The sequence below is a fragment of the Synechococcus sp. Nb3U1 genome (assembly GCF_021533835.1).
GTDB lineage: Bacteria > Cyanobacteriota > Cyanobacteriia > Thermostichales > Thermostichaceae > Thermostichus.
The window spans coordinates 5,001-25,989 of record NZ_JAKFYQ010000001.1 but is presented as its reverse complement, the minus strand read 5'-3'; the positions used below and the strand labels follow the sequence as shown (position 1 = coordinate 25,989).

Sequence of the window (20,989 nt, the reverse complement as noted above, 5' to 3'; positions counted from 1 at the left end):
CACGTCCAGAGAAAAGCAGGTCGGCACATCTTCGTCAACGGGATCCCAGCCAGCATTTCAACACCTTAGCGGTTTTGCCCAAGCTCAGCACCATCAATACCCAGACCCCCCATTGGAGCGGGATCCCTGGAGCGCCCAACTTAACTAGCCCCTGGAAAAGCTCACTGGTCAAAACGTGGTGTGCTAGAGCGGGCCAAAAGCTGCTGATAGAGCATGACGATCTTGTCTTGAACCTCCGACTGGCTTAGGTGATCCGTATCGATCAAAATGGCGTCCGGGGCAGGCCTTAGGGGAGAGATCGGCCGTTCACTATCACGGCGATCCCGTTGCTGGATTTGCGCTTCCAAATCCTCCAAAGCCACCTGTTGCCCCTGGGCTCGTAGCTGATGTTGTCGCCGTTGCGCCCGTTCTTCCACCGAGGCGGTCAGGAACACCTTTAATTCCGCATCTGGAAAGACATGGGTGCCAATATCCCGCCCTTCCAAGACAGCACCTCCATCCCGGCCAATGCTGCGTTGTCGCTTCACCAATTCCTGCCGTACTCCCGGCACTGCGGAAACCTGCGACACCCAGCGGGTCACTTCCGGCGAGCGGATGGCTTGCGTAATTTCTTCGCCATCGGCCCAGATACGGGTGGGTTCTACCGAGGAGTTGCCACTTTTGAGGGAAAGCTGGGTTTGGGCAGCCAGTTGGGTCAGTTGTTCGGCGTCATCCAGCCGGATCCCTCGTTGTAGCGCCAGCCAAGTGATGGCCCGATACATCGCTCCTGTATCCAGATACAACAGGTGTAATTGGGCCGCCACGGCACGGGCCACTGTCGATTTTCCTGCCCCAGCCGGGCCATCGATGGCGATCAAGGGGCGTCGTGGGGCGGCAGAAGCACCGAATGGGAACGACAGCCCTTCTGGGCAAATTTCTGCGGTAGGCTGTACCTCCTCTCCCTGAGCCACGGCCAGCAATAGATTGTCGATCAGGCGCGTTTGGCCCACATAAGCAGCAACAGCCAACAACCCCTGGGGATCCACCTGTTGCAAAGGCTGAAGGGTTTGTGGATGCACCAACTCCAAATATTGGATTTGCAACTGCGGATAGCGGCTCAGTTCGGCTTGGGCTGCAGCCAGGATCCCTTCTGCGGAAGGATCTCCAGCCCGCCAGTGGTCATATCCCCGACGCAAAGCTCGGTAAAGCCCCAAGGCCACCTGCCGCTCAGAAGCAGAGAGATACTGATTGCGGGAGCTGAGAGCCAAACCATCCGGTTCTCGCACAATCGGGCAGGCCAGGATGGTGGTGGGCACCTGCAGATCCTGTACCATGCGCTGCAGAATAACCAGTTGTTGGGCATCTTTCTGGCCAAAGTAGGCCCGTTGGGGTTGAACCAAGTTCAACAGTTGCAAGACAATCGTTGCCACACCGCGAAAATGGCCAGGGCGATGGGGAGCACAGAGGGTTTGCAACAGGGAGTCTGGCGGCATCACCCAGGTGCGATCGGCTCCGCTGCCCTGATCGGCCCACATTTCCTCAGGGGTTGGGGCAAATACAGCATCGACCCCTGCTGCTTCACACAACGCCCGATCCCTTTCTAGGTTGCGGGGATAGCGTTCTAAGTCCTCGGCTGGGCCAAATTGCAGCGGATTGACAAAAAGGCTGACGACTGTAATGTCACACTCTTGGCGGCAACGGCGGATCAGGCTGAGATGGCCCTCGTGCAGGGATCCCATGGTGGGCACCAACCCAACTGTGGATCCCCGCCAGGCAGCCACATGCTCCCGCAAAGCAGCAACAGTGCGCAGCCAGTGCATTGCCATGCCACCTCACTCAATCTCCCGATCCAGACTTAAACTCTCTCAGTGGGCAAAGTCAGTCTCTACAAACCAAGCTTATTGCCGCGCTGGTACTGCATATAGGCAGCCACAAACAGCCCGGCCAAGGTGACTACCACCATTCCCAGAACGATCCCCAACAAAATCGGCTCGATCATGACACAGACCTCCCAATTTGAACCTAGATCATCATAAGCCAAGCCCAAACTTATCCTCACCGTTCCAGTCGGGATCCTTATCTAAGTGCTTCGCAGCACCGACACGACCAGCTACAGTTAAGAAGCAAACCTTCTTCCCAGCCCTGGTATTGGCGTTTCCTGCTGCATGGTGACCCTGAACCCCACCCATTCCCCTCGCATTGGTGGGCCACAGTCTCAAGTCCGACTTTGGCCTGGCCTGATCCAGCACTATCGGGAATGGCTCCCTGTCAGCGCCGCCACCCCCATCGTCACCCTACATGAGGGCAATACCCCTCTGATCTCTTCTCCGGCCTTAAGTCAGTGCCTCGGACGAGACTGTCAGGTGTATCTAAAGTTGGATGGCCTCAATCCCACCGGCAGTTTCAAGGATCGGGGCATGACCATGGCCGTCTCCAAGGCCAAAGAGGCAGGGGCAGAAGCCGTGATCTGTGCCAGCACTGGCAATACCTCAGCAGCAGCAGCAGCTTTTGCCGCCAAAGGAGGGATGCGCGCTTATGTATTGATCCCAGATGGGTATGTGGCCAAAGGCAAGCTGGCCCAAACCTTGATGTACGGAGCGGAGATCATCGCCATCAAGGGCAACTTCGACCGGGCCCTGGAAATGGTACGTCAGATCTCCGAACACTACCCGATTGCCTTGGTGAATTCCGTCAACCGTTTCCGTTTAGAAGGACAAAAAACGGCTGCTTTTGAAGTGGTGGATGCCCTTGGAGATGCCCCCGATTGGCTCTGTATTCCGGTCGGAAATGCCGGCAACATCACCGCCTACTGGATGGGGTTTAGCCAGTATTTTCAGCAGGGTAAGGCCACCCGTCGCCCCCGTTTACATGGCTTTGAGGCAGCAGGTGCGGCTCCCATCGTTTTGGATCGGGTGGTGGAACATCCAGAAACAGTGGCCACCGCCATTCGCATCGGCAACCCCGCCAGTTGGGTGAAAGCAAAAGCCTCGGTACAGGTGAGTGGTGGCCAGGTGGACAGTGTCACCGATGCAGAGATTCTGGCCGCCTATCGGCTGTTGGCTTCGGAAGAAGGGGTCTTTTGTGAGCCCGCCAGTGCCGCTTCGGTGGCGGGATTGCTGAAATGGCGGGAGCAGGTGCCTAGTGGGGCACGGGTGGTGTGTGTGCTGACGGGCAACGGCCTCAAGGATCCCGATACGGCCACTCAGCAGGGCCAAACCCAAATCCACACGGGAGTTGAGGCCGATCCTACCGTAGTCGCTCGTCTGATGGGCTTCTAGGCTTTTATTGGGCAGCAGGGATCCCTCACTGGGTCGTTATTAGGATCAGGTTCTCCACAAAGCAAAGGAGCAACAGGGATGCAACCGGTTGATCTAACCACCCTGCGTGCTGTGCTCGCGGATCTGACTCGGTTTGAGGCGGGTCGGGATCCCCTATTGCCCGCTCGCTTGGAATGGATTCACCAGACGAATCTGTGGACGATCCTCCTAGGATTGCGTACCCTGAAGGCCCGTTTGTGTCTACTGTTGTGTTGGCATCCCCAGGCAGCGCGGATTCATCTCTGTCAACCTCCTGCCAAGGAGCCAGATGGGTTTCAATTCAGCCAACCGCTACAACGGCAACTGAAGGGCCTGGCCCTGACGGAGCTAGCTCTGCTGGATGAGTGGGAACGGGTCATCGATTGCCGCTTTGCCCCTCGACCTGGGGATCCGCCGCGACGCCACCTTTACCTAGAGGTGATGGGGAAATACAGCAATGCCGTGTTGGTGGATGAAGTTGGCAGGATTTTGGCCAGCGGCCACGGAGTGAGCGAGCGCCAGTCACGGGTACGTCCGGTGCAGCCGGGCTTGCCCTACGAGGCTCCTCCTGCCCTCACAGATCCCATCCCAACACGCTCAGAACCCTTGTTCCAATGGCAAGAACGGGTAGCCCTGATCCCTGGCCCGATCAGCCAAAGATTATTCCGCTGTTATCGCGGCCTCAGTCGGCATTTGGCAGAAGCAATGTGTTGGCAAGCCGGGATCCCGCCGCAAACCCCCAGCAATCAACTGTCTGCTCAAGATTGGCAAGCCTTGTTCCTGATCTGGCAAGACTGGTTAACCCGCTTGGAAAAGGGGCAATTTGATCCGGCTCCAACTCCCAATGGCTATACTGTCCTCGGCTGGGTGGGCCCAAGCTCGGCAACTCGGGATCCCTTATCTTCTCCACCTCAACCTGGTCTGCACCAGCTCCTCGAAGACTACTACCAAGCCCATCTCAACCGGGAGCAGTTCGGGCGCGAGCGCCACCGTCTACTGCAAAAACTCTCCAACCTGCTCAAAAAGCTCTACCAACGGCGACAGCAATTCGAAACCATGCTGGCTGGATCTGCCCAGGCCGAACACTCCAAGCAAGCAGCCGATCTACTCATGGCGCACCTGCACCTTTGGCAGCCGGGGATGCACCACATTGAATTGCCAGACTTTGAAACGGGTCATGCCATCGGGATCCCTCTCGACCCCGAGAAAAATGCCATCCTCAACGCCCAAGCCTACTACCGCAAGCACCGCAAGCAAAAACGCGCCCAAGAAGCGGTCTGGCCTCTGCTAGAAACGGTCAATCAAGAAATTCTCTACCTGGAACAAGTGGAGTCTGCTCTGCTGCACCTGGAAACCTACCGAGATCCGCAAGATCTTTCTACCCTCAAGGAAATTGAAGAGGAATTGATCCAACAGCACTACTTGGAAAGCCCGGAGCGCATATCCCCAAAGCGGACTCCATCAGAACCCTTTAACCCACACCGTTTCACCAGTCCCAGTGGTTTCACGATCTGGGTAGGGCGCAACAACCTGCAAAATGATCAGCTCACCTTCCGCCTAGCCCAAGAGCAGGATTGGTGGTTTCATGCCCAAGAGATCCCAGGTAGCCATGTGTTATTGCGTTTACCCCCCGGTGCTGTGGCCGAACAAGCCGATCTCCAGGCGGCTGCCGATTTGGCCGCTCACTTTAGTCGCGGTCGCCTCAGCGATCAGGTGCCGGTGGTTTATACCCGCCCCAAACAGGTTTTCAAACCGAAGGGATCCCCACCCGGCATCGTCATTTATCGACAGGAACAGGTGCTTTGGGGCCAGCCGAGTCGCGCCGCCACCGCCTCACCAGGTCTTGACCTCCCCCTGAGCCACCTACAGTAACCTACCCACCCGAACACTAGAATAGGTACACCGCAATCTTTTAGTGCCCATGACTGCTGCTGCCCCCGCCAAAGTGCAATACGAAGCCGTGATTGGGTTGGAAGTTCACTGCCAGCTCAGCACCCAAACCAAAATCTTCTCCAGCAGTGCGACAGAATTTGGTGCCCCCCCCAATACTCATATCGACCCGATTTGTATGGGCTTGCCTGGAACTTTGCCAGTATTGAATGAGAAAGTGCTGGAATACGCCGTCAAGGCGGGTTTAGCCCTAAATTGCACCATTGCCCCCTACAGCAAGTTCGACCGCAAACAGTACTTCTACCCCGACTTGCCCAAAAACTACCAGATCTCCCAGTACGATCTGCCAATTGCCACTCACGGCTGGATCGAGATCCAACTCAGCAATGGTCGCACCAAACGCATCGGCATCACCCGTCTGCACATGGAAGAAGATGCGGGCAAACTGGTTCATGCCGGTAGCGACCGACTTTCTGGCTCCAGCTATTCCTTGGTGGACTTCAACCGGGCTGGGGTACCCCTAGCTGAAATTGTCAGCGAGCCGGATATCCGCACCGGGGAAGAAGCAGCAGAATATGTGCAAGAGCTGCGCCGCATTATGCGTTATGCCGGCCTCTGCGATGGCAACCTGCAAGAGGGATCCATGCGCTGCGACGTGAATATCTCCGTGCGCCCGGTGGGCTCTGAAACTTTTGGCACGAAGGTGGAAATCAAAAACATGAACTCCTTCAACGCCATCCAACGGGCCATTGAATACGAATTCAACCGTCAAGTAAAAGCCATCGAAGCGGGCGAACCGATCGTGCAAGAAACCCGCCTCTGGGAAGAGAACAGCCAGCGCACCATCAGCATGCGCAAAAAAGAGGGATCCAGCGACTATCGCTATTTCCCTGAGCCGGATCTGCTGCCGATTCGTGTTACAGAAGCTCAAAAAGCCCGTTGGAAAGCCGAACTGCCAGAGCTGCCCGCCATCAAGCGGCAACGCTACCAAAGTGAATATGCCCTCTCAGTGTACGATGCCCGCTACCTGAGCGATGAACGCAATACGGCTGAGTATTTTGAAGCGGTGATCGCCGCCGGGGCCGACCCGAAAGCTGCCGCCAACTGGATGATGAGCGACATCGCCAGTTACCTAAACACCCACAAGTTGGACTACCCCGATATCGCCCTCAAGCCGGAAACTCTAGCCGAGCTGATCGGCTTGATCGACAAGGGCACCATTTCCAGCAAAATTGCCAAGGAAATCCTGCCGGAACTCCTGGAAAAAGGCGGCTCGGCACAAGCCCTGGTGGCAGCCAAGGGCATGACGCAAATCTCCGATAGCGGTGCCCTCGAAACGATGATCGCCGAGGTCATCGCCGAGAACCCCGACCAACTGGAGCAGTACCGCAGCGGCAAAACCAAGCTATTCGGCTACTTCGTCGGGCAACTGATGAAGAAAACCCAAGGTCGGGCGGATCCCAAACTGGCCAATGACCTGCTCAAGCAACAGCTTGATGCCTGATGCACATCAGGGATCCCAGGCTTCCGTGAGAGAATAACCCAACTCCTGAACCATACGCCGCAGCAGGGGCAAACTCAGCCCGATCACATTGCCGTGACAGCCCTCGATCCGCTCCACAAACAGGCTCCCACGACCATCGATGGCAAAACACCCGGCACAGACCAGAGGCTCCCCGGTAGCCACATAAGCGCGGATCTCCTCATCGCTGGGCTTGGCAAAAAACACCCGCGTCAGACCGTAATGGGTGAGACGGCGACCTTGGATGGTATCCACCAGGGCATGTCCAGTAAAAAGTTCTCCCACCTGACCGCGCATTTGTCGCCAGCGGCGTTCTGCTTCAGCTGCATCGGCAGGCTTGCCCAAGATCTCTCCCTGCAAATAGAGCACCGAGTCAGCTCCCAACACCAAAGCGGGATCCCGTTGCTGAGCCGCCACCACTTCTGCTTTGGCTAAGGCCAGTTTTTGCACCAGTTGCGCCGGATCCGACAGTTGAATTTGGTCTTCGTCAAAGTAGCTGGGTTGAACCCGGTAGGGGATCCCGGCGGCCTCTAACAGTTGGCGGCGGGCGGTTGATTGCGAAGCCAGTACGATAGGAGGCAACATCGGTTCAGCACCAAGCACCTAGAGGTTTCCCTTCCAGTGTGCGCCAAAAGTTCAGTCCTCTCGATACCCCTCCTAGACGGATCCCGCTCGTGACCACCCTACACTCCCAGGCTCCCGCCCAAACTGAGCTTGCTCATTCTGGGATCCTCCAACGCTACTGGGGAGATCAAGACACCCCCGAAAGCCGCTGGGTGAATTTGCTGGTCACCGTGCTGGCCTTCTGTTCGGTCACCTTTTTTGTAATAGAAACCTATCCGATTCCACTTGCGGTGCGCCTGGGGTTGGAACGGGTGGATCGGGTTATTCTCGGCCTATTTGTGGTGGAGTATCTACTGCGTTTTGCTGCTGCCCCTCAAAAAATTCGCTATCTGATCAGCCTATATTCAATTATTGATTTGCTGGCGATCCTACCCTTTTTTGCCGGCATTACCGATATTCGCTTTATTCGCATTTTTCGTTGGTTCCGTATTCTACGGCTGTTGCGCCTGGTGGAGGGCAAAACCCTCTTTGGGCAAGTCATCTCCTCCGACAGCCGCATTTTGCTGCGTATTTTCTTCACCCTGTTTGCCATTCTCTTTGTCTACTCAGGGTTGATTTACCAGGTGGAGCATCCGGTCAACCCCAGCACCTTTGCCACCTTTCTGGATGCGTTCTACTTTTCCGTCGTCACCATGACCACGGTGGGATTTGGGGATCTCACCCCCAGTTCTGAGTTGGGCCGCTTGTTGACGGTATTGATGATCCTGACGGGCATTGCTCTGATCCCCTGGCAGGTAGGGGATTTGATCAAACAACTGGTGAAAAGCGGCAGCTCGGTGCAACGGGACTGCCCAGGCTGTGGATGGCCCCAACACGATGTGGATGCCCAATTCTGTAAACGCTGTGGCACCCCCCTCCACCTAGCAGGTTGAGCCTGTTCACCTCAGCGGGTCGTCGGTAAAAGATTTTCGGGACAGCCCCCTAGCGATTTTGCAACAGCCTGAGCAGCTAAACTCAAGCTGTTGCATTGCAAGGGATCCGATGACTACCGCACCCACTGGCCCAGAAGGGGTTTGGATCCTTGGAGATCAACTGCACCCCCAACAGGCGGCCCTGGCCTCTTTAGCGGCTTTAGTACCGGAGCGGATCCCGGTGATCTTGATCGAGTCCTCAACTTGGGCCGACCGCCGCAACTATCATCAGCAAAAGTTGGTGCTGGTGTGGTCGGCCATGCGCCACTTTGCCCAAGAGTTACGAGTTCGGGGCTACCCCGTTACCTATGTGGAGTCGGACGGCTTTGCCGAACCTCTGCAAGCCTGGGCCAAGCAAGAGCAGCTAAGCCAAATTCGCCTCATGCAGCCCGCCGATATTCCCTTCCGCGCCGAGGTAGAAAAACTGGGATCCACCCTGCCCTGCCCAATTGTGCTGCTAGAAAACAACCACTTTTTCTGGACAAGCCGCTCATTTATCGACTGGGCCACGGGGCGCAAACGGCTGCTCATGGAGGATTTTTACCGAGAAGGGCGCAAACGCTTTCGGATCCTCATGGACGGCAACAAACCCCTGGGCGGACGCTGGAACTACGACCGCGAAAACCGCAAACCCCCCAAAGCCGGGATCCGCTACCCAACGCCTCTGTACTTCCCCCCCGATGCCCTTACCCAAGCAGTGATCCAGAAGGTCAAGCAATGCCACGGGCAGCATTTCGGATCCCTGACCAGGTTCGACTGGGCGGTGACTCGCTCCCAAGCCCTGCAAGTCCTGGAGCATTTTATCCAGGCAAAACTGCCCCACTTCGGCCCCTGGCAAGATGCCATGCAAACCGGCGAAGACTTTCTCTACCACGCCCTGCTCTCCCCCTACCTGAACTTGGGTTTGCTCACCCCCCAAGAAGTCGTCGCTGCCGCCGAAGCCGCCTATACCCAGGGCGGGATCCCGATCACCTCGGCCGAAGGCTTCATCCGGCAAATCCTAGGCTGGCGAGAGTACATGCGCGGCCTCTATGAATACCAAATGCCCAAGGGTTATAACCAAAACAACTTTTTCGACCACACCCGACCTTTGCCCAACTTCTTCTGGACTACCGACACCGACATGGCCTGTTTGCAGCAAACCCTGAAGCAAATTCATCGCCACGGCTACGCTCACCACATCCAACGGCTGATGCTCCTCAGTAATTTTGCCCTTATTAGTGGTATCCAACCTCAAGCGGTAGAGGCGTGGTTTCACGATGTTTTTATCGACAGCTACGACTGGGTGATGCAGACGAATGTGCTGGGCATGGGTCTGTTTGCCGATGGCGGCTTGCTAGCCAGCAAACCCTACGCAGCTTCCGCTCAGTACATCCACAAGATGAGCGACTATTGCCGCAATTGCCGCTACAATCACAGCGAAAAGGTAGGGGAACACGCTTGTCCCTTTAATATTTTTTATTGGGACTTTCTGTTGCGTCACCGCTCCCTCCTGGCGTCCTTAGGCAGGATGCGACTGGTACTGGTTCATCTGGATCGGATGGAATCGGAACTCATAGCTCAAATCCAGGCTCAAGCTGCTGCTTGGTGGGAGCGCCTGCAACCAACACCCAGCGAACGGAGTCCTTCCCCTGCACAATTCGTCCGATAAGATCGGAGCACCTTCCCTCTTGACCTGTCAGTTTGTTAAGGATCGCCAGCCATGAAATGTCCCCGCTGTAGCAAACAAGAGATCCGCGTTTTGGAATCTCGTTCGGCAGAAGCTGGCCAAAGTGTGCGGCGGCGGCGAGAATGCATGGCCTGTGGCTACCGCTTCACCACCTACGAGCGCATCGAATTTGTGCCGATCATGGTAATCAAACGGGATGGATCCCGCGAAAGCTTTAATCGCAGCAAAATTTTGCAGGGGGTGATGCGGGCTTGTCAGAAAACCCAGGTCAGCGTCAAGCAGATGGAAGAGCTGGTCAACGAGATTGAAGAAAAGCTGCAACTGGAGGATGTCCAGGAAGTCACCACCCTGCGCATCGGCGAAATGGTTCTAGATCGGCTGCAGAATTTGAGCGAAGTGGCCTATGTGCGCTTTGCTTCTGTCTACCGTCAGTTCCAAGGGGTGAGAGACTTTGTCAACGAGCTGGAGCAGTTGGAGCCACCGCTGCGGGACGATCTGGAGCGTCTGTTGCGGGAGTCCCCGGGTTCTGAAGGATCCCCTGATTGGGTGGGCGGGTACTCTTAGGCCATCACCTATAAGCCCTTCAGCCTCTGCCAAGGGCTCCTAACTTCAGACCGTTGCGGGACTGGCGCTTGTGGGTGGAAAAAATTGCTGCAAGATGCCACCCATCCGAAGGGCTTGGCGGTATGCTTGGGGTAGCAATCGCTGCTTACACTAATGCTAGTGTTGGATATGATGGTCTAGCCGTATTCAGCACTATATCTTGGGGAACCTTTGCAGTTTCATCTGTCGGGGATCCCTGTGACAACCTCCCCAGGTTCCTAATCTATCGGAGTCGATATTCCACTTATGCAGTACGATTTTCGGGGATCCAACCCCTCTGGAGTGCGCAACGGCAATGGCAACCTTAGTGGTTTGTCCCGCAATGGTTATCCCTCCCCTTCTGCGATGGAAACCGGGCCGGGGGTGGTGCCGATTCAGGTGTATCAACAGGTGGCGGAAGAACTGGAGTCTGCCCGCCAGCAAGTGAGCCAGCTCTCTGCAGAAAACCAGCGCCTGCGGTCTTTGCATCAACAACTGTCGGGAGAAATTGCCGGCATCAGCCAGGAATTTCAAGGTCAGTTGGGTCACACCCTGAAACGTCTACAGCAAATTGGGCAGGCTGCCCAAGCTGCCGCTGCTTCTGAAGGGGGATCCCAACCTTTTCAACCAACCCGCACTCCAGATCCCAGCCCCCCAGAAGCTCCTCCTACCTATGACTTTTTGAATCGTCTCAAGCGCCGACAAACCGGCAACGGAACCTCGTCCTTCCCATCGAACAGTTATCCGGAAACCTACACCCCCGGCTTTTCTGCCCCCTTTGAGACTCCCCCCAGACCAGCCCCCTCCCGACCAGAAGCCACTGTGCCAGGGTTTGCCCGTCCCCGCCACGACACTCCTGCCGAGTCTTACCCCCGCGCTGGCTATCAGGTGCCTTCCCTGGATGAATTAATGCAGGATATGGGCGGTTCGGATCCCTATGCCGAGGCTTATCCCACAGGTGTTTACCAGCGGGTACGGGATCAACACCACGGATCCCAGGGATCCACCGTTCTTTGGATGGCTGCCGCGGTCATTTTGGTGATCGGCTCTTTCGGGCTGGGGTTCGTGGCGGTGCAGCCCTTCCTACGCAACGATCCGCCCCCACCACCTGTGCAAGCACCCTAGTCGCCAGCTATAGCACGGGATCCGCAATCCCACTAAGAAGCCCGTTCGCCCAGAACCATTCTTGAGTTCCCCTTGTTCATCCAAGCCCAGCGCGCCGACAGAGATCCGCCGCTTGAGATCCCACCTGCTGTCGCAGTTCCTCCTGGGGTAGGGTGAGCACCTGTCGATTGTGCATGAGGATCTGCCCATCGCAGATCGTGGTGGCGACATCACTGCCCTGGGCAGAATACACCACCTGGGCGATCAGGTTATTCAGGGATCCCTGGAGGCGGGGCCAGAGATGCGGAGCCCGCCAACCCAACAGGATCACATCGGCTTTTTTGCCCTCTTCTAAGCTGCCAATCTCCTGCTCCAGACCCAAACAAGCCGCGCTGCCGCGGGTGGCCATCCACAAAGCCTGCTGTGCCGGGAGAGCGGCCCCATCCCCCGACCCGAGCCGTTGCAGAAACACCGCCAACCGCATTTCTTCGAACAAGTCGAGGTTGTTGTTGCTCAAAATTGAGTCAGTACCCAACCCCACTGGGATCCCACGCCATAGCCACTGCAAAACCGGCGGTATGCCGGAGGCCAATTTCATGTTGGAGCTGGGATTATGGGCGATGCGCACTCCCTTGGCCTTGAGGAGATCGATCTCTTCGGGTTGCAGATGCACACAGTGGGCGGCCAACGTCCTGGAAGTCAGGCATCCCCACCGTTCCAAACACTGCACCGGAGTCAGTCCATAGCGAGCCTGGAGGGTTTCCACCTCCCAACGGGTTTCGGCCAGGTGGGTATGCAGCCCCACCCCGTACTTTTGGGCTAGCTCGGATCCCTGGGTGAAACTCCGGGGATGACAGGAATAGGGGGCATGTAACCCCACCCAAATGTGAACCCGACCCGACCCTCGCCCATGCCAGGCTTGGATCAACGCTTCCGTATCCGCCAGCGATTCCCCCACCCCCGCCGGTTCGTCGATCACCTGCGGGCTGAAGATCCCCCGCAACCCAGATTGCACCGTGATGGCCGCTGCCGCTGCAGGGTGCCGGTAGATGTCGATGAAGGTGGTGGTGCCGGAGCGGATCATCTCCAGTTGGTTCATGGCCGCCGCCAGCCGCATATCCTCAGGAGTATAGGCGGCATCCAGAGGAAAACAAATCTCCGCCAGCCAACGGGAAAGCTCTCGATCCTCACACAGCCCCCGCGTCAGGCACTCGTGCATATGAGCATTCACCAAGCCCGGCAAAGCCACATGATCCCTTCCGTCCAGGGTCTGTCGGCCCACGCAGGGGAGATCCTGCCCCAACGCCACGATCCGATCCCCATTAATGGCAATATCCACCCGCTCCAAAACCCGCCCCAACTCATCCATCGGGATCGCAGCACAGTCCCGAATCAGCAGATCAACGATTTCCCTTTCCATCACCTTAGGATGCGGATCCAGCAGATCCATCAGATCCATACAATTCCGGGCGCAGAAACTGGATATACCGCTGCAGGTAGCTCTCCGGCAGGATCCCTGCCCGGGCTAGAGTCGCTTCCGCCTCCGCCAGGGATCCGGTTTCTCCCACTTGGGCCGCGATCCGGTTCACCGCTGCCACCAAAATCTTCGGGTCAAAAAACAGGATCATCGCCTGTAACGGGGTAATGCGCAGCAGGGATCCCCAGGGCTCGCTCAGTCGCATCCGATGCAACCCCAAATGGCCCTTCGCCGCTTCCATGGGCCACTTTTCCACCGGATCCGGCATGGCATGACAGGCGCGTTCCATATCTGCCACATCCTCTTGGGTTAGTCCATAAGCTCCGAGGAAGCCCCCCGCCCGCATCGCCCGACCCACATTACGCTCCAAATCCTCAAGAGCTAATTCCTCATCGCAGCCATAGCCCGACAGCCCATAGATCGACGGCACCGAACAGCGGTAAAGCCCAGACAAACTGATGAAATCCGCAAGGGGAGTGCGCGGCTGCCGTACCTCGTCCGTATGGCTGTAAATGCTGTCGGAGCCGATATCCACCCCCACCACCAAATCCACCGCAAACTCCTGGATCACCGCTTCCAATCCTGCCAAAAACCCCTGGCCACCCCCCCGCAAGCTGAGCAACACTGCTTCTACCCCAAACAGCTCCGCCATTTGCGCTTCCGCCGGGATCCGCTTCCCTACCCGGGCCAACCCATCCACCTGCAACGCCTGGGATCCCATCCAGCGCCCGTTTTCAACTTCCTCTAGGGCATAGTAACAGGGGCCCCAAACCGAAGCCGACAGGGGAAACGGAGCCTGGGGTTCCGGGTCAAATTCGGGCGGCGGCCACCACTGGCAGGTCACTCCCCCAATGATCACCCGCTCCACCCCCAAGTGTTGCAAGTAGTTGCGGATCGGGATCGTCTGAATGACATCTCCTCCCCCGCCCATGCCGTACACAAAGACGGTCTTGGCAGCGCGAGCCAGTTGGTGCAAAGCGGGCAGCATAGTCAACCATCGAGAGAGCAGTCAGGTAGCATACCATGCAAGCAAATCCGGAAAGGTTCTTGGATAGCGGCAGGATCAAGTCTTTGGGTCGCTCCCATTCGCCCCAAGAGTGAAGAAGAAGATCGCCCCTGCCCCAAAGAGGCTTCTGCCCCAATGTGACCCCCGTGCCGAGGATAATCCGCTGCACCGTCGCCAAGCCGATACCAGTACCGGCATAATCCTCGGAAAGATGCAACCACTGAAAGGGGCCGAACAGTTTATCGGCATAGTGCATATCAAAGCCTGCCCCCTTGTCTCGCACGAAATAAATGCGTCCATTGTCTTCCCTACGGGATCCCCCCTCAATGTGGGTTCGTTCCTGTTTGGCAGTAAACTTCCAGGCATTATCCAGTCAGTTTTCCAACACCACCCGCAGCAGGCGCGGATCCCCGTAGGCCCTCAGATCCGGCTCCATGCTCCACAACACCGAGCGCTGCGGGTTGGATTGTTCCAGATCCCAAGCGATCAAATGGGCCAACTGGCTCAGATCCACCCAATCCTGTCTCAACTCCCTGCGGGTGACCCGCGATAACATCAGCAAATCGTCAATCAGGTGGCCCATCCAGTTGGTCGTTGTCATCCTCCAAAAGCACCTGCCCAAAACCGTCGATGCTGCGCAACGGAGACCGCAAATACAGATCTCGCCTTTCCAAATTTGCCCCCGTGAGATAGTTGACCACATCTGGCGAAAAAAGGCTTTGTCATGATGGCCAGAATTGATCAAACGGTGATTCTGCCCAATCAACTCGGCCCGACTGTACTGAGCGATCTGGCAAAAGCAATCACTGCACTGGAGGAATGGCCATGTGGCCCCAGAATGCCCCAGACTTGTCACCCAATAGCAGGCGTAACCCTCTAAGAAGCCTAAACAGACTGTAAAGGTCTCTCAGAGCAAAAACTTGAAAAACTTGATTGACTGGCGAAAGCTATCTGTGATTATTGTATCCAAAGATACATTATGCTTTTAAAAGCGATTGAGGTTTTGGTCAAATCGATACAACTTCAACTCAAAAACTTAAGCTACACTGCCCTCATTCTCCAGGCAACTCCGCCGAAAAGTCGTCAAGGAAATTGAAGCATGGGTTACTCTCGTCGTCCGTCGTCAGGAGCTGGAGCAGGATTGGTTCGCCGTCGCGACTTCCTCAAACGCAGCCTTTTGATGGGGGCAGCGGCTTCGAGTTCTGGAGCATTGCTGTCCCTTTCGGCGTCTCACGAGGCCGCTCAAGGCCAATCTGATACGCCAGTTCGGGGAGGAACCTTTGTTGCGGTTGGGCACCAAGAAGTGCCGACCCTCAGCCCTGGCAAAGCGGTGGGGAATGTTCCTCTATTTGTTATCTACCAGCTCTATGACGCTCTAATAGAGGTGGACGAGAATTTTGAGGTGCAGCCCGCCCTGGCAGAATCCTGGGAGATCAGCGACGATGGCCTCACATATACCTTTAAGCTGCGGGAAGGGGTGCTGTTTCACGACGGCGAAGAGCTGACCTCTGAGGATGTCAAGTACACCTATGAGTTCTATGGGGATCCCGAAAGTGGCTCCACCATCTCAGGACAAGCTGCTGACATCGAGAGCATCGACACGCCGGATCCGTACACGGTAGTCTTCACCCTCAGCCAGCCCAACGCCACCTTTCTGCGCCTTACTGCCAATAATTACTACATCGTGCCCAAGCATTATCACGAAGAGGTGGGCGAGGAAGTCTTTGAAACGCAGCCCATCGGTACAGGGGCTTTTAAGCTCAAAGAGTGGCGCGCAGCAGAGTTCACCGAATTGGAAGCCTTTGATGACTACTTTCGAGGCCGTCCCAATATCAACATTTTGCGCCAGGATATCGTGCCAGAGGCCTCAGTTCGAGCCATCGCCATGGAAACAGGCCAAGCCGATACAATGACTTGGCCGCCGCTTATCGAAGATAACCTGCGCTTTGCGTCCGACACCGAAAACTTCACCACTTTCGTCAGCGCTAGCCTCAGCGTCAATCACTTTCCGCTGAACAACAATCATCCCATCCTCTCTGACAAGCGGGTGAGACAGGCCATGATGTATGCCTTCGACCGTCCTCGACAAATTGAAGATGTGCAGCAAGGTGCCGCTACCCTAGCCACCTCCAACTTATCCCCATCCTTGATGCAGTGGTTTGAGCCCCTGGTCACCACCTATGAGTATGATCCGGCCAAAGCAAGGGAATTGCTAGAAGAAGCAGGTTGGACAATAGGATCCGACGGCATCCGCGAAAAAGATGGCCAAAAGCTGACCTTCACCTGCACCACCATCACTGGGGACCAGGCCCGCCGCCCTCAGGCAGAGATCCTACAGCAACAGCTGCTGGAGGTTGGAATCGATATGCAGCTCTCAGAGGCGCCCATCACCGCCATCCAGACGGGTTTGCGTAACAACACCATCGATGCCTCCCTCTACAACTGGAACTACGGAGGCACCAATGGGGATCCCGATGCCCCTACCACGCTGTCATCAGATGGGCGATCCAATTGATCCAATTTTGCCAATGCCCGTGTCGACGAGCTACTTGAACTGGGCCGCTTGGAAGTCAATCCCGAACGTCGGGCCGAATACTACCGCGAGATTCAGCAGATTGTGGCGGAGGAGGTGCCCTTCCTCTTCGTCATGTATTGGGATTGGTTCAATATCTTCAGCAGCCGCATCAAAGGGTTGCCAGAGGCTGCCTTAGCCGGGGACTTTATCTACAAAAAGCTGCACGAGATCTGGATTGAAGCCTAAGGGATCCCTAGGATCCTCTGCCCTCAGTTGGGATCCTTGTTCCGACAGAATAGTCAACCAGATAGCCAATCACCATCAACTCAATGGCTAGGCTGAGCCAATTATGAGGTAACCCCATGGGCCGATACCTGATAGCTCGACTTTTTCAGGGGACGTTGGTGATTTTTCTCATCAGCATCATTACCTTTATCATCGTGCGTCTCATCCCTGGGGATCCGGTCGATTTGCTGCTGGGAGAAGGGCAAGTGCCCATCACCGACGCTCAGGTGGAGGCAATCCGACGACAATGGGGCTTAGACCGTCCCCTGTGGGAGCAGTATCTCACCTGGATGGGCAAGATACTCACCGGCAATTTCGGCACCTCCATCATCCGCACTGGCGTGCCGGTCAACCGGATGATCTGGGAAGCTGTGCCGGTGACTGCGCTACTCAACTTGCTGGCGTTGGGCATTGCCATTGCTGTCGCCATTCCGGCGGGCATCATCGCAGGGGCCCGGCGCAACTCCTGGTTCGACTACCTCCTGACCGGGGGATCTACGTTGGGGATCGCTTTGCCCAACTTTTGGCTAGGGCTAATGCTGATTGTGGTGTTTGGGGTGATGCTGCGTTGGTTGCCTCCCTTTGGTTTGCGCTCTTGGCAGGGTTACATCTTGCCGGTGGTGGTGCTGGCCACCGAGCAGATGGCGGTGCTGGCCCGGGTGATGCGGGGAGCCATGATCGAAATTCTCAAACAGGACTACATCAAAACCGCCCACAGCAAGGGGTTTTCCTACCAGGCGGTCTTATTGGGCCATGGGGTGCCCAATGCTCTGCTGCCGGTGGTGACAGTGATTGGGTTTCGCATCGCCTTTTTGCTCAGCGGCACCATCATCATCGAATCGGTCTTTGCCTTGCCTGGGATTGGGCGACTGCTCTATGACTCCGTCTTTCGGCTGGATTACCAGGTGGCCCAAGCCATCGTCATGGTGTTGTCCATCTTAGTCGTCGTGGTTAACCTGCTCACCGATCTCACCTACGCTGCCATCGATCCACGCCTGCGGCTGTTAGCCCGATCCCGATAGGTTTTCTGCTTTTTTGTCTATTCGGCCTAGTTCAGGAAGTTCATGTCGACTTAGCCTATGCCCATGCCCACCCCCACCAGCCCCGTCATTTTAGCGACATCATCCCCAACAGCCACCCGCCCGGAGTCTCATCGGACGATCTCCCCTTGGGTGCGCGCCTGGCGTCGCTATCGAGCCAATCACTTGGCCTTGGTAGGGCTTGCCTTCGTGGTGATCTTGATTCTGGTGGCAATGTTTGCGGATGCACTGGCCCCCTACTCTCCCGTCCAGACTTTTGCCGGCATGCGTGGCCGGCCCCCGTCTTCTGAACATTGGCTCGGGTTTGACCATGTGGGCCGAGATCTGCTTAGCCGCATCATTTTTGGCACCCGTGCTGCCCTGATCGTGGGCCTAGGGAGTACTAGTCTAGCGGTGACCATCGGGATCCTGGTGGGGGGCCTGTCAGGTTACTTTGGGGGCTGGGCCGATTTAGTGCTCTCCAGGCTACTGGATAGCTTCATGGCCTTTCCAACACTGGCATTGTTGTTAATGCTGGCGGCTGTGCTTGGCCCTAGCTTGACCACGACCGTGACGGTGATTGGGCTGACCTCGTGGGCAGCCTATGCTCGGGTGGTACGCGCCGATGTCATGAGCCTGAGAGAGCAAGATTTCATCATGGCAGCCCGTGCAGGAGGGGCTACTTCGAGGCGAATTTTACTTCACCATATTCTCCCTAACGTCATGGGGCCTGTAATCGTATTAGGCAGCCTTGGGGTGGGCAGCACCATCATTCTGGAATCAGCTCTATCGTTTCTGGGGTTAGGGATCCGGCCCCCAGCCCCGTCTTGGGGGGCATTCTCTCAGATGGCCGGGCCTACATTCTTACGTACCCCCACATCGCTATTGCCCCAGGCGTCATGATCGTGCTGACAGTGCTGGCGTTTAACTTCATTGGAGATGGATTACGGGATGCGCTAGATCCCCGCCAGCGCAGCTAATCCTGAAAAAAAGTTTCTCCATAGCATCAACCAAAACTAGCCAATCGAGTTGTTCCCCACCCAGACTTTAAAACCATGCGTATCGCAATTGGTGGCATCGCCCACGAAACCAATACCTTTTCCATCGTTCCCACCACGCTGGAGGATTTTCAGCAAGGCCACTATGCCGTGGATGAGAGCCTTTTGACCAAGTACACCGGCACCAAAACCGGCCTTGGTGGTTTCATTGATGCCGCTCGCGATCTCAACTACCAGGTCATCCCGACCCTGATGGCCTCTGCCACCCCAGGTGGGATCGTCACGGCAGCAGCCCTCGCTACACTTGTGGAGGGATTGACCACCCGTCTGGACACCATCCACACCAAGACCCCTGTGGATGGTGTCCTGTTGTCCCTGCATGGGGCCATGGTCTCGGAGTTGGATGATGACGGAGAAGGCTATATTCTCCGGGCCGTTCGGCAGGTGGTGGGGCCTGAGATGCCGGTGATTGTGGAGCTCGATCTCCACGGCAACATTACTCCTGAGATGGTGAGTCTGGCCAGCATATGCGTGGCCTACGATGAATATCCCCACACGGATCCCTACGAGCGCGGCTACGAAGCTGGATTATTGATGGCCAAAATGGTTCGGGAAGGCATTCAACCTACCCCTCACATCATCAACATCCCCCTCCTCTCGGGAATGCAGCGACAATACACCCACGCTGAGCCCATGTTGGGGCTGAAGCGACTGGCCCACGATATTGAAACCGAGCGAGGCATTCTCAAGGTCAGCTATCTGCCTGGGTTTCCCTATGCCGATATTCCTCACACCAGCTTCACAATCATCGTCACCAGCAACGGGGAGCCCCAGCTTGCCAAAGCCAAAGCCCAGGAACTAGCAGCCTATGTCTGGGATTGGCGAGATGACTTTGTCGCTCAACCGGTTTTCATCGACGAGGCGGTCATAAAAGCCATGCAAGCTCCGGCAGGGCCCATCGTCATAGCAGACAGTGGCGATAATCCCGGAGCAGGCACCCCCTGTGATGGCACGGTGTTGCTGGAGGCGCTTTTACGATTGGGAGCTCAAAAAGCAACTGTAGGAGTTATCGCCGACCCCGAAGTCGTCAAGGCTGCAACCCAGGCTGGAATTGGGGCGACGTTATCGGTCACGTTGGGTGGCAAGGTGGATCAATTACATGGGGATCCCCTGCCGGTGACCGCTACAGTTAAGAGCTTGAGTGACGGAAGATTTACCCACACAGGATCCATGCTGACGGGCATCGAAATCAATATGGGGCCAACAGCCGTCTTGGAGATAGCAGGCGCGCAGGGGGGATCCGTACGGGTCATCGTCACCACCCATCGCTATCAACCCACAGATCTGGAGGTTTTTCGCAGCCAAGGCATTGAGCCCACCGAACAAAAGATTCTGGCAGTGAAATCATTGGTTCATTTTCGGGCAGCCTTCACCCCCATTGCCAAACAGATTATTGAAGCCGACACCCCTGGCTTGTCCAGCCCTCATTTGGGTCGACTCACCTTCTGTCACCTCAAGCGCCCCATTTATCCCTTTGATCCAGAGCTAAAGTGGAAGCCTTCTTAGAAGCCTTCTTAATAGACAGACTATCGATGCACGGGCAAAAACAAACCAAACAAAAAAAGGATCCCGACACACTGGGATCCTTTTTCGAGTATCAACCTGGCACCGAGCTAGATTACCGGAGGGCCACCCCTCAAGTAGGATTGCCGCTGCAGCGTTTCACAACCGAGTTCGGGATGGGTCGGCGTGGGGCCACTGCGCCATAGGCACCAGGAAAGTGCACAGGCACGAGCGGATTGAGGCGGGATAGATTACTTTGAAAGCTGCATAGCCAGAGCGGAGTAGAACCCCATCGGGTCAAGTGGACGGTCAATTAGGACTCCTCGGCTGCATACATTGCTGCACTTCCACCTAGAGCCTATTACCGGGTGTTCTTCCCGTGACCTTAACAGAGGACTCATCTTGAGGTGGGCTTCCCACTTAGATGCTTTCAGCGGTTATCCGCTCCGCACATGGCTACCCAGCGTTTACCGTTGGCACGATAACTGGTACACCAGCGGTGCGTCCCTCCCGGTCCTCTCGTACTAGGGAGAGCTCCTCTCAATCCTC

The 20,989-nt window shown here is 56.4% G+C and carries 19 protein-coding genes, 2 rRNA genes and 1 pseudogene (1 of these 22 running past the window's edge); 12 read left to right on the top strand and 10 right to left on the bottom strand.

Translation table 11 applies throughout. From position 1 onward, the window contains the following. Positions 1 to 34: 34 nt before the first annotated feature. The 3 genes from L1047_RS00120 to petG all read right to left on the bottom strand — a co-directional run bounded on the left by L1047_RS00120 (position 35) and on the right by petG (position 1,978). Positions 35 to 172, bottom strand: a complete 138-nt coding sequence (locus L1047_RS00120) for a hypothetical protein (RefSeq protein WP_235276541.1) — start codon at positions 170 to 172, stop codon at positions 35 to 37. Then, complete coding sequence (locus L1047_RS00115) at positions 162 to 1,799, bottom strand: bifunctional pantoate--beta-alanine ligase/(d)CMP kinase (RefSeq protein WP_235278811.1); 1,638 nt, start codon at positions 1,797 to 1,799, stop codon at positions 162 to 164. The genes L1047_RS00120 and L1047_RS00115 overlap by 11 nt, the downstream gene beginning before the upstream one ends. Positions 1,800 to 1,864: 65 nt before the next feature. Beyond that, positions 1,865 to 1,978, bottom strand: a complete 114-nt coding sequence (gene petG / locus L1047_RS00110) for a cytochrome b6-f complex subunit V (RefSeq protein WP_235276540.1) — start codon at positions 1,976 to 1,978, stop codon at positions 1,865 to 1,867. Positions 1,979 to 2,144: 166 nt separating this feature from the next. On the opposite strand from petG, the gene thrC reads away from it, so the two are divergent. From thrC to gatB, 3 genes are all read left to right on the top strand, one after another. Continuing rightward, positions 2,145 to 3,257 carry a threonine synthase gene (thrC, locus tag L1047_RS00105; RefSeq protein WP_235276539.1) on the top strand — a complete coding sequence of 371 codons (1,113 nt, stop codon included), beginning with the start codon at positions 2,145 to 2,147 and terminating at the stop codon, positions 3,255 to 3,257. Positions 3,258 to 3,335: 78 nt separating this feature from the next. Then, complete coding sequence (locus tag L1047_RS00100; RefSeq protein ID WP_235276538.1) at positions 3,336 to 5,147, top strand: Rqc2 family fibronectin-binding protein; 1,812 nt, start codon at positions 3,336 to 3,338, stop codon at positions 5,145 to 5,147. Between the two features lie 49 nt (positions 5,148 to 5,196). After that, positions 5,197 to 6,669: an Asp-tRNA(Asn)/Glu-tRNA(Gln) amidotransferase subunit GatB gene (gene gatB, locus L1047_RS00095; protein ID WP_235276537.1), complete on the top strand. Its 1,473-nt coding sequence runs from the start codon at positions 5,197 to 5,199 to the stop codon at positions 6,667 to 6,669. A gap of 6 nt (positions 6,670 to 6,675) precedes the next feature. Here the strand turns inward: gatB and L1047_RS00090 are convergent, their stop codons facing one another. Next, a complete protein-coding gene (locus L1047_RS00090; protein WP_235276536.1) occupies positions 6,676 to 7,272 on the bottom strand; it encodes a Maf family protein in 597 nt (198 codons plus the stop codon). A gap of 89 nt (positions 7,273 to 7,361) precedes the next feature. Here L1047_RS00090 and L1047_RS00085 point away from each other — a divergent pair, with 89 nt between their 5' ends. The 4 genes from L1047_RS00085 to L1047_RS00070 all read left to right on the top strand — a co-directional run bounded on the left by L1047_RS00085 (position 7,362) and on the right by L1047_RS00070 (position 11,598). After that, positions 7,362 to 8,183 (top strand): ion transporter, encoded by an 822-nt coding sequence (locus L1047_RS00085; protein WP_235276535.1) that lies wholly within the window; start codon positions 7,362 to 7,364, stop codon positions 8,181 to 8,183. Between the two features lie 109 nt (positions 8,184 to 8,292). Further along, positions 8,293 to 9,873, top strand: coding sequence for a cryptochrome/photolyase family protein (locus L1047_RS00080; RefSeq protein WP_235276534.1), 1,581 nt, complete (start codon positions 8,293 to 8,295; stop codon positions 9,871 to 9,873). Positions 9,874 to 9,924: 51 nt separating this feature from the next. Next, on the top strand, positions 9,925 to 10,455 hold the full coding sequence (gene nrdR, locus L1047_RS00075) for a transcriptional regulator NrdR (protein WP_235276533.1): 531 nt from the start codon (positions 9,925 to 9,927) through the stop codon (positions 10,453 to 10,455). 285 nt (positions 10,456 to 10,740) lie between these two features. Continuing rightward, positions 10,741 to 11,598: a hypothetical protein gene (locus L1047_RS00070; protein WP_235276532.1), complete on the top strand. Its 858-nt coding sequence runs from the start codon at positions 10,741 to 10,743 to the stop codon at positions 11,596 to 11,598. A gap of 76 nt (positions 11,599 to 11,674) precedes the next feature. Here L1047_RS00070 and L1047_RS00065 read toward each other — a convergent pair whose 3' ends face one another. The 4 genes and pseudogenes from L1047_RS00065 to L1047_RS00055 form a co-directional block, all read right to left on the bottom strand. After that, complete coding sequence (locus L1047_RS00065) at positions 11,675 to 13,036, bottom strand: amidohydrolase family protein (RefSeq protein WP_235276531.1); 1,362 nt, start codon at positions 13,034 to 13,036, stop codon at positions 11,675 to 11,677. Continuing rightward, a complete protein-coding gene (locus L1047_RS00060; protein WP_235276530.1) occupies positions 13,002 to 14,042 on the bottom strand; it encodes a DUF1152 domain-containing protein in 1,041 nt (346 codons plus the stop codon). Before L1047_RS00060 ends, L1047_RS00065 begins: the two co-directional genes overlap by 35 nt. Before the next feature lie 181 nt (positions 14,043 to 14,223). After that, positions 14,224 to 14,433: pseudogene (locus L1047_RS16695) on the bottom strand (ATP-binding protein); the annotation flags it as partial. After that, the gene (locus L1047_RS00055) at positions 14,434 to 14,661 is read right to left on the bottom strand and encodes a hypothetical protein (protein ID WP_235276529.1); all 228 of its coding nucleotides are present in this window, start codon (positions 14,659 to 14,661) and stop codon (positions 14,434 to 14,436) included. Between the two features lie 498 nt (positions 14,662 to 15,159). Between L1047_RS00055 and L1047_RS00050 the strand changes: the two genes are divergently transcribed. From L1047_RS00050 to L1047_RS00030, 5 genes are all read left to right on the top strand, one after another. Continuing rightward, positions 15,160 to 16,575, top strand: a complete 1,416-nt coding sequence (locus tag L1047_RS00050) for an ABC transporter substrate-binding protein (protein WP_235276528.1) — start codon at positions 15,160 to 15,162, stop codon at positions 16,573 to 16,575. A gap of 48 nt (positions 16,576 to 16,623) precedes the next feature. After that, a complete protein-coding gene (locus L1047_RS00045; protein ID WP_235276527.1) occupies positions 16,624 to 16,821 on the top strand; it encodes a hypothetical protein in 198 nt (65 codons plus the stop codon). A gap of 116 nt (positions 16,822 to 16,937) precedes the next feature. Beyond that, complete coding sequence (locus L1047_RS00040; protein ID WP_235276526.1) at positions 16,938 to 17,882, top strand: ABC transporter permease; 945 nt, start codon at positions 16,938 to 16,940, stop codon at positions 17,880 to 17,882. 63 nt (positions 17,883 to 17,945) lie between these two features. Further along, on the top strand, positions 17,946 to 18,782 hold the full coding sequence (locus L1047_RS00035) for an ABC transporter permease (protein WP_235276525.1): 837 nt from the start codon (positions 17,946 to 17,948) through the stop codon (positions 18,780 to 18,782). 152 nt (positions 18,783 to 18,934) lie between these two features. Then, entirely contained in the window at positions 18,935 to 20,443 is a 1,509-nt protein-coding gene (locus tag L1047_RS00030) for a M81 family metallopeptidase (RefSeq protein ID WP_235276524.1), read from the top strand. 94 nt (positions 20,444 to 20,537) lie between these two features. Here the strand turns inward: L1047_RS00030 and rrf are convergent. Both rrf and L1047_RS00020 read right to left on the bottom strand, forming a co-directional pair. Beyond that, positions 20,538 to 20,654 (bottom strand): 5S ribosomal RNA (rrf, locus tag L1047_RS00025). 79 nt (positions 20,655 to 20,733) lie between these two features. Further along, a 23S ribosomal RNA gene (locus L1047_RS00020) occupies positions 20,734 to 20,989 on the bottom strand (it continues 2,545 nt past the right edge of the window).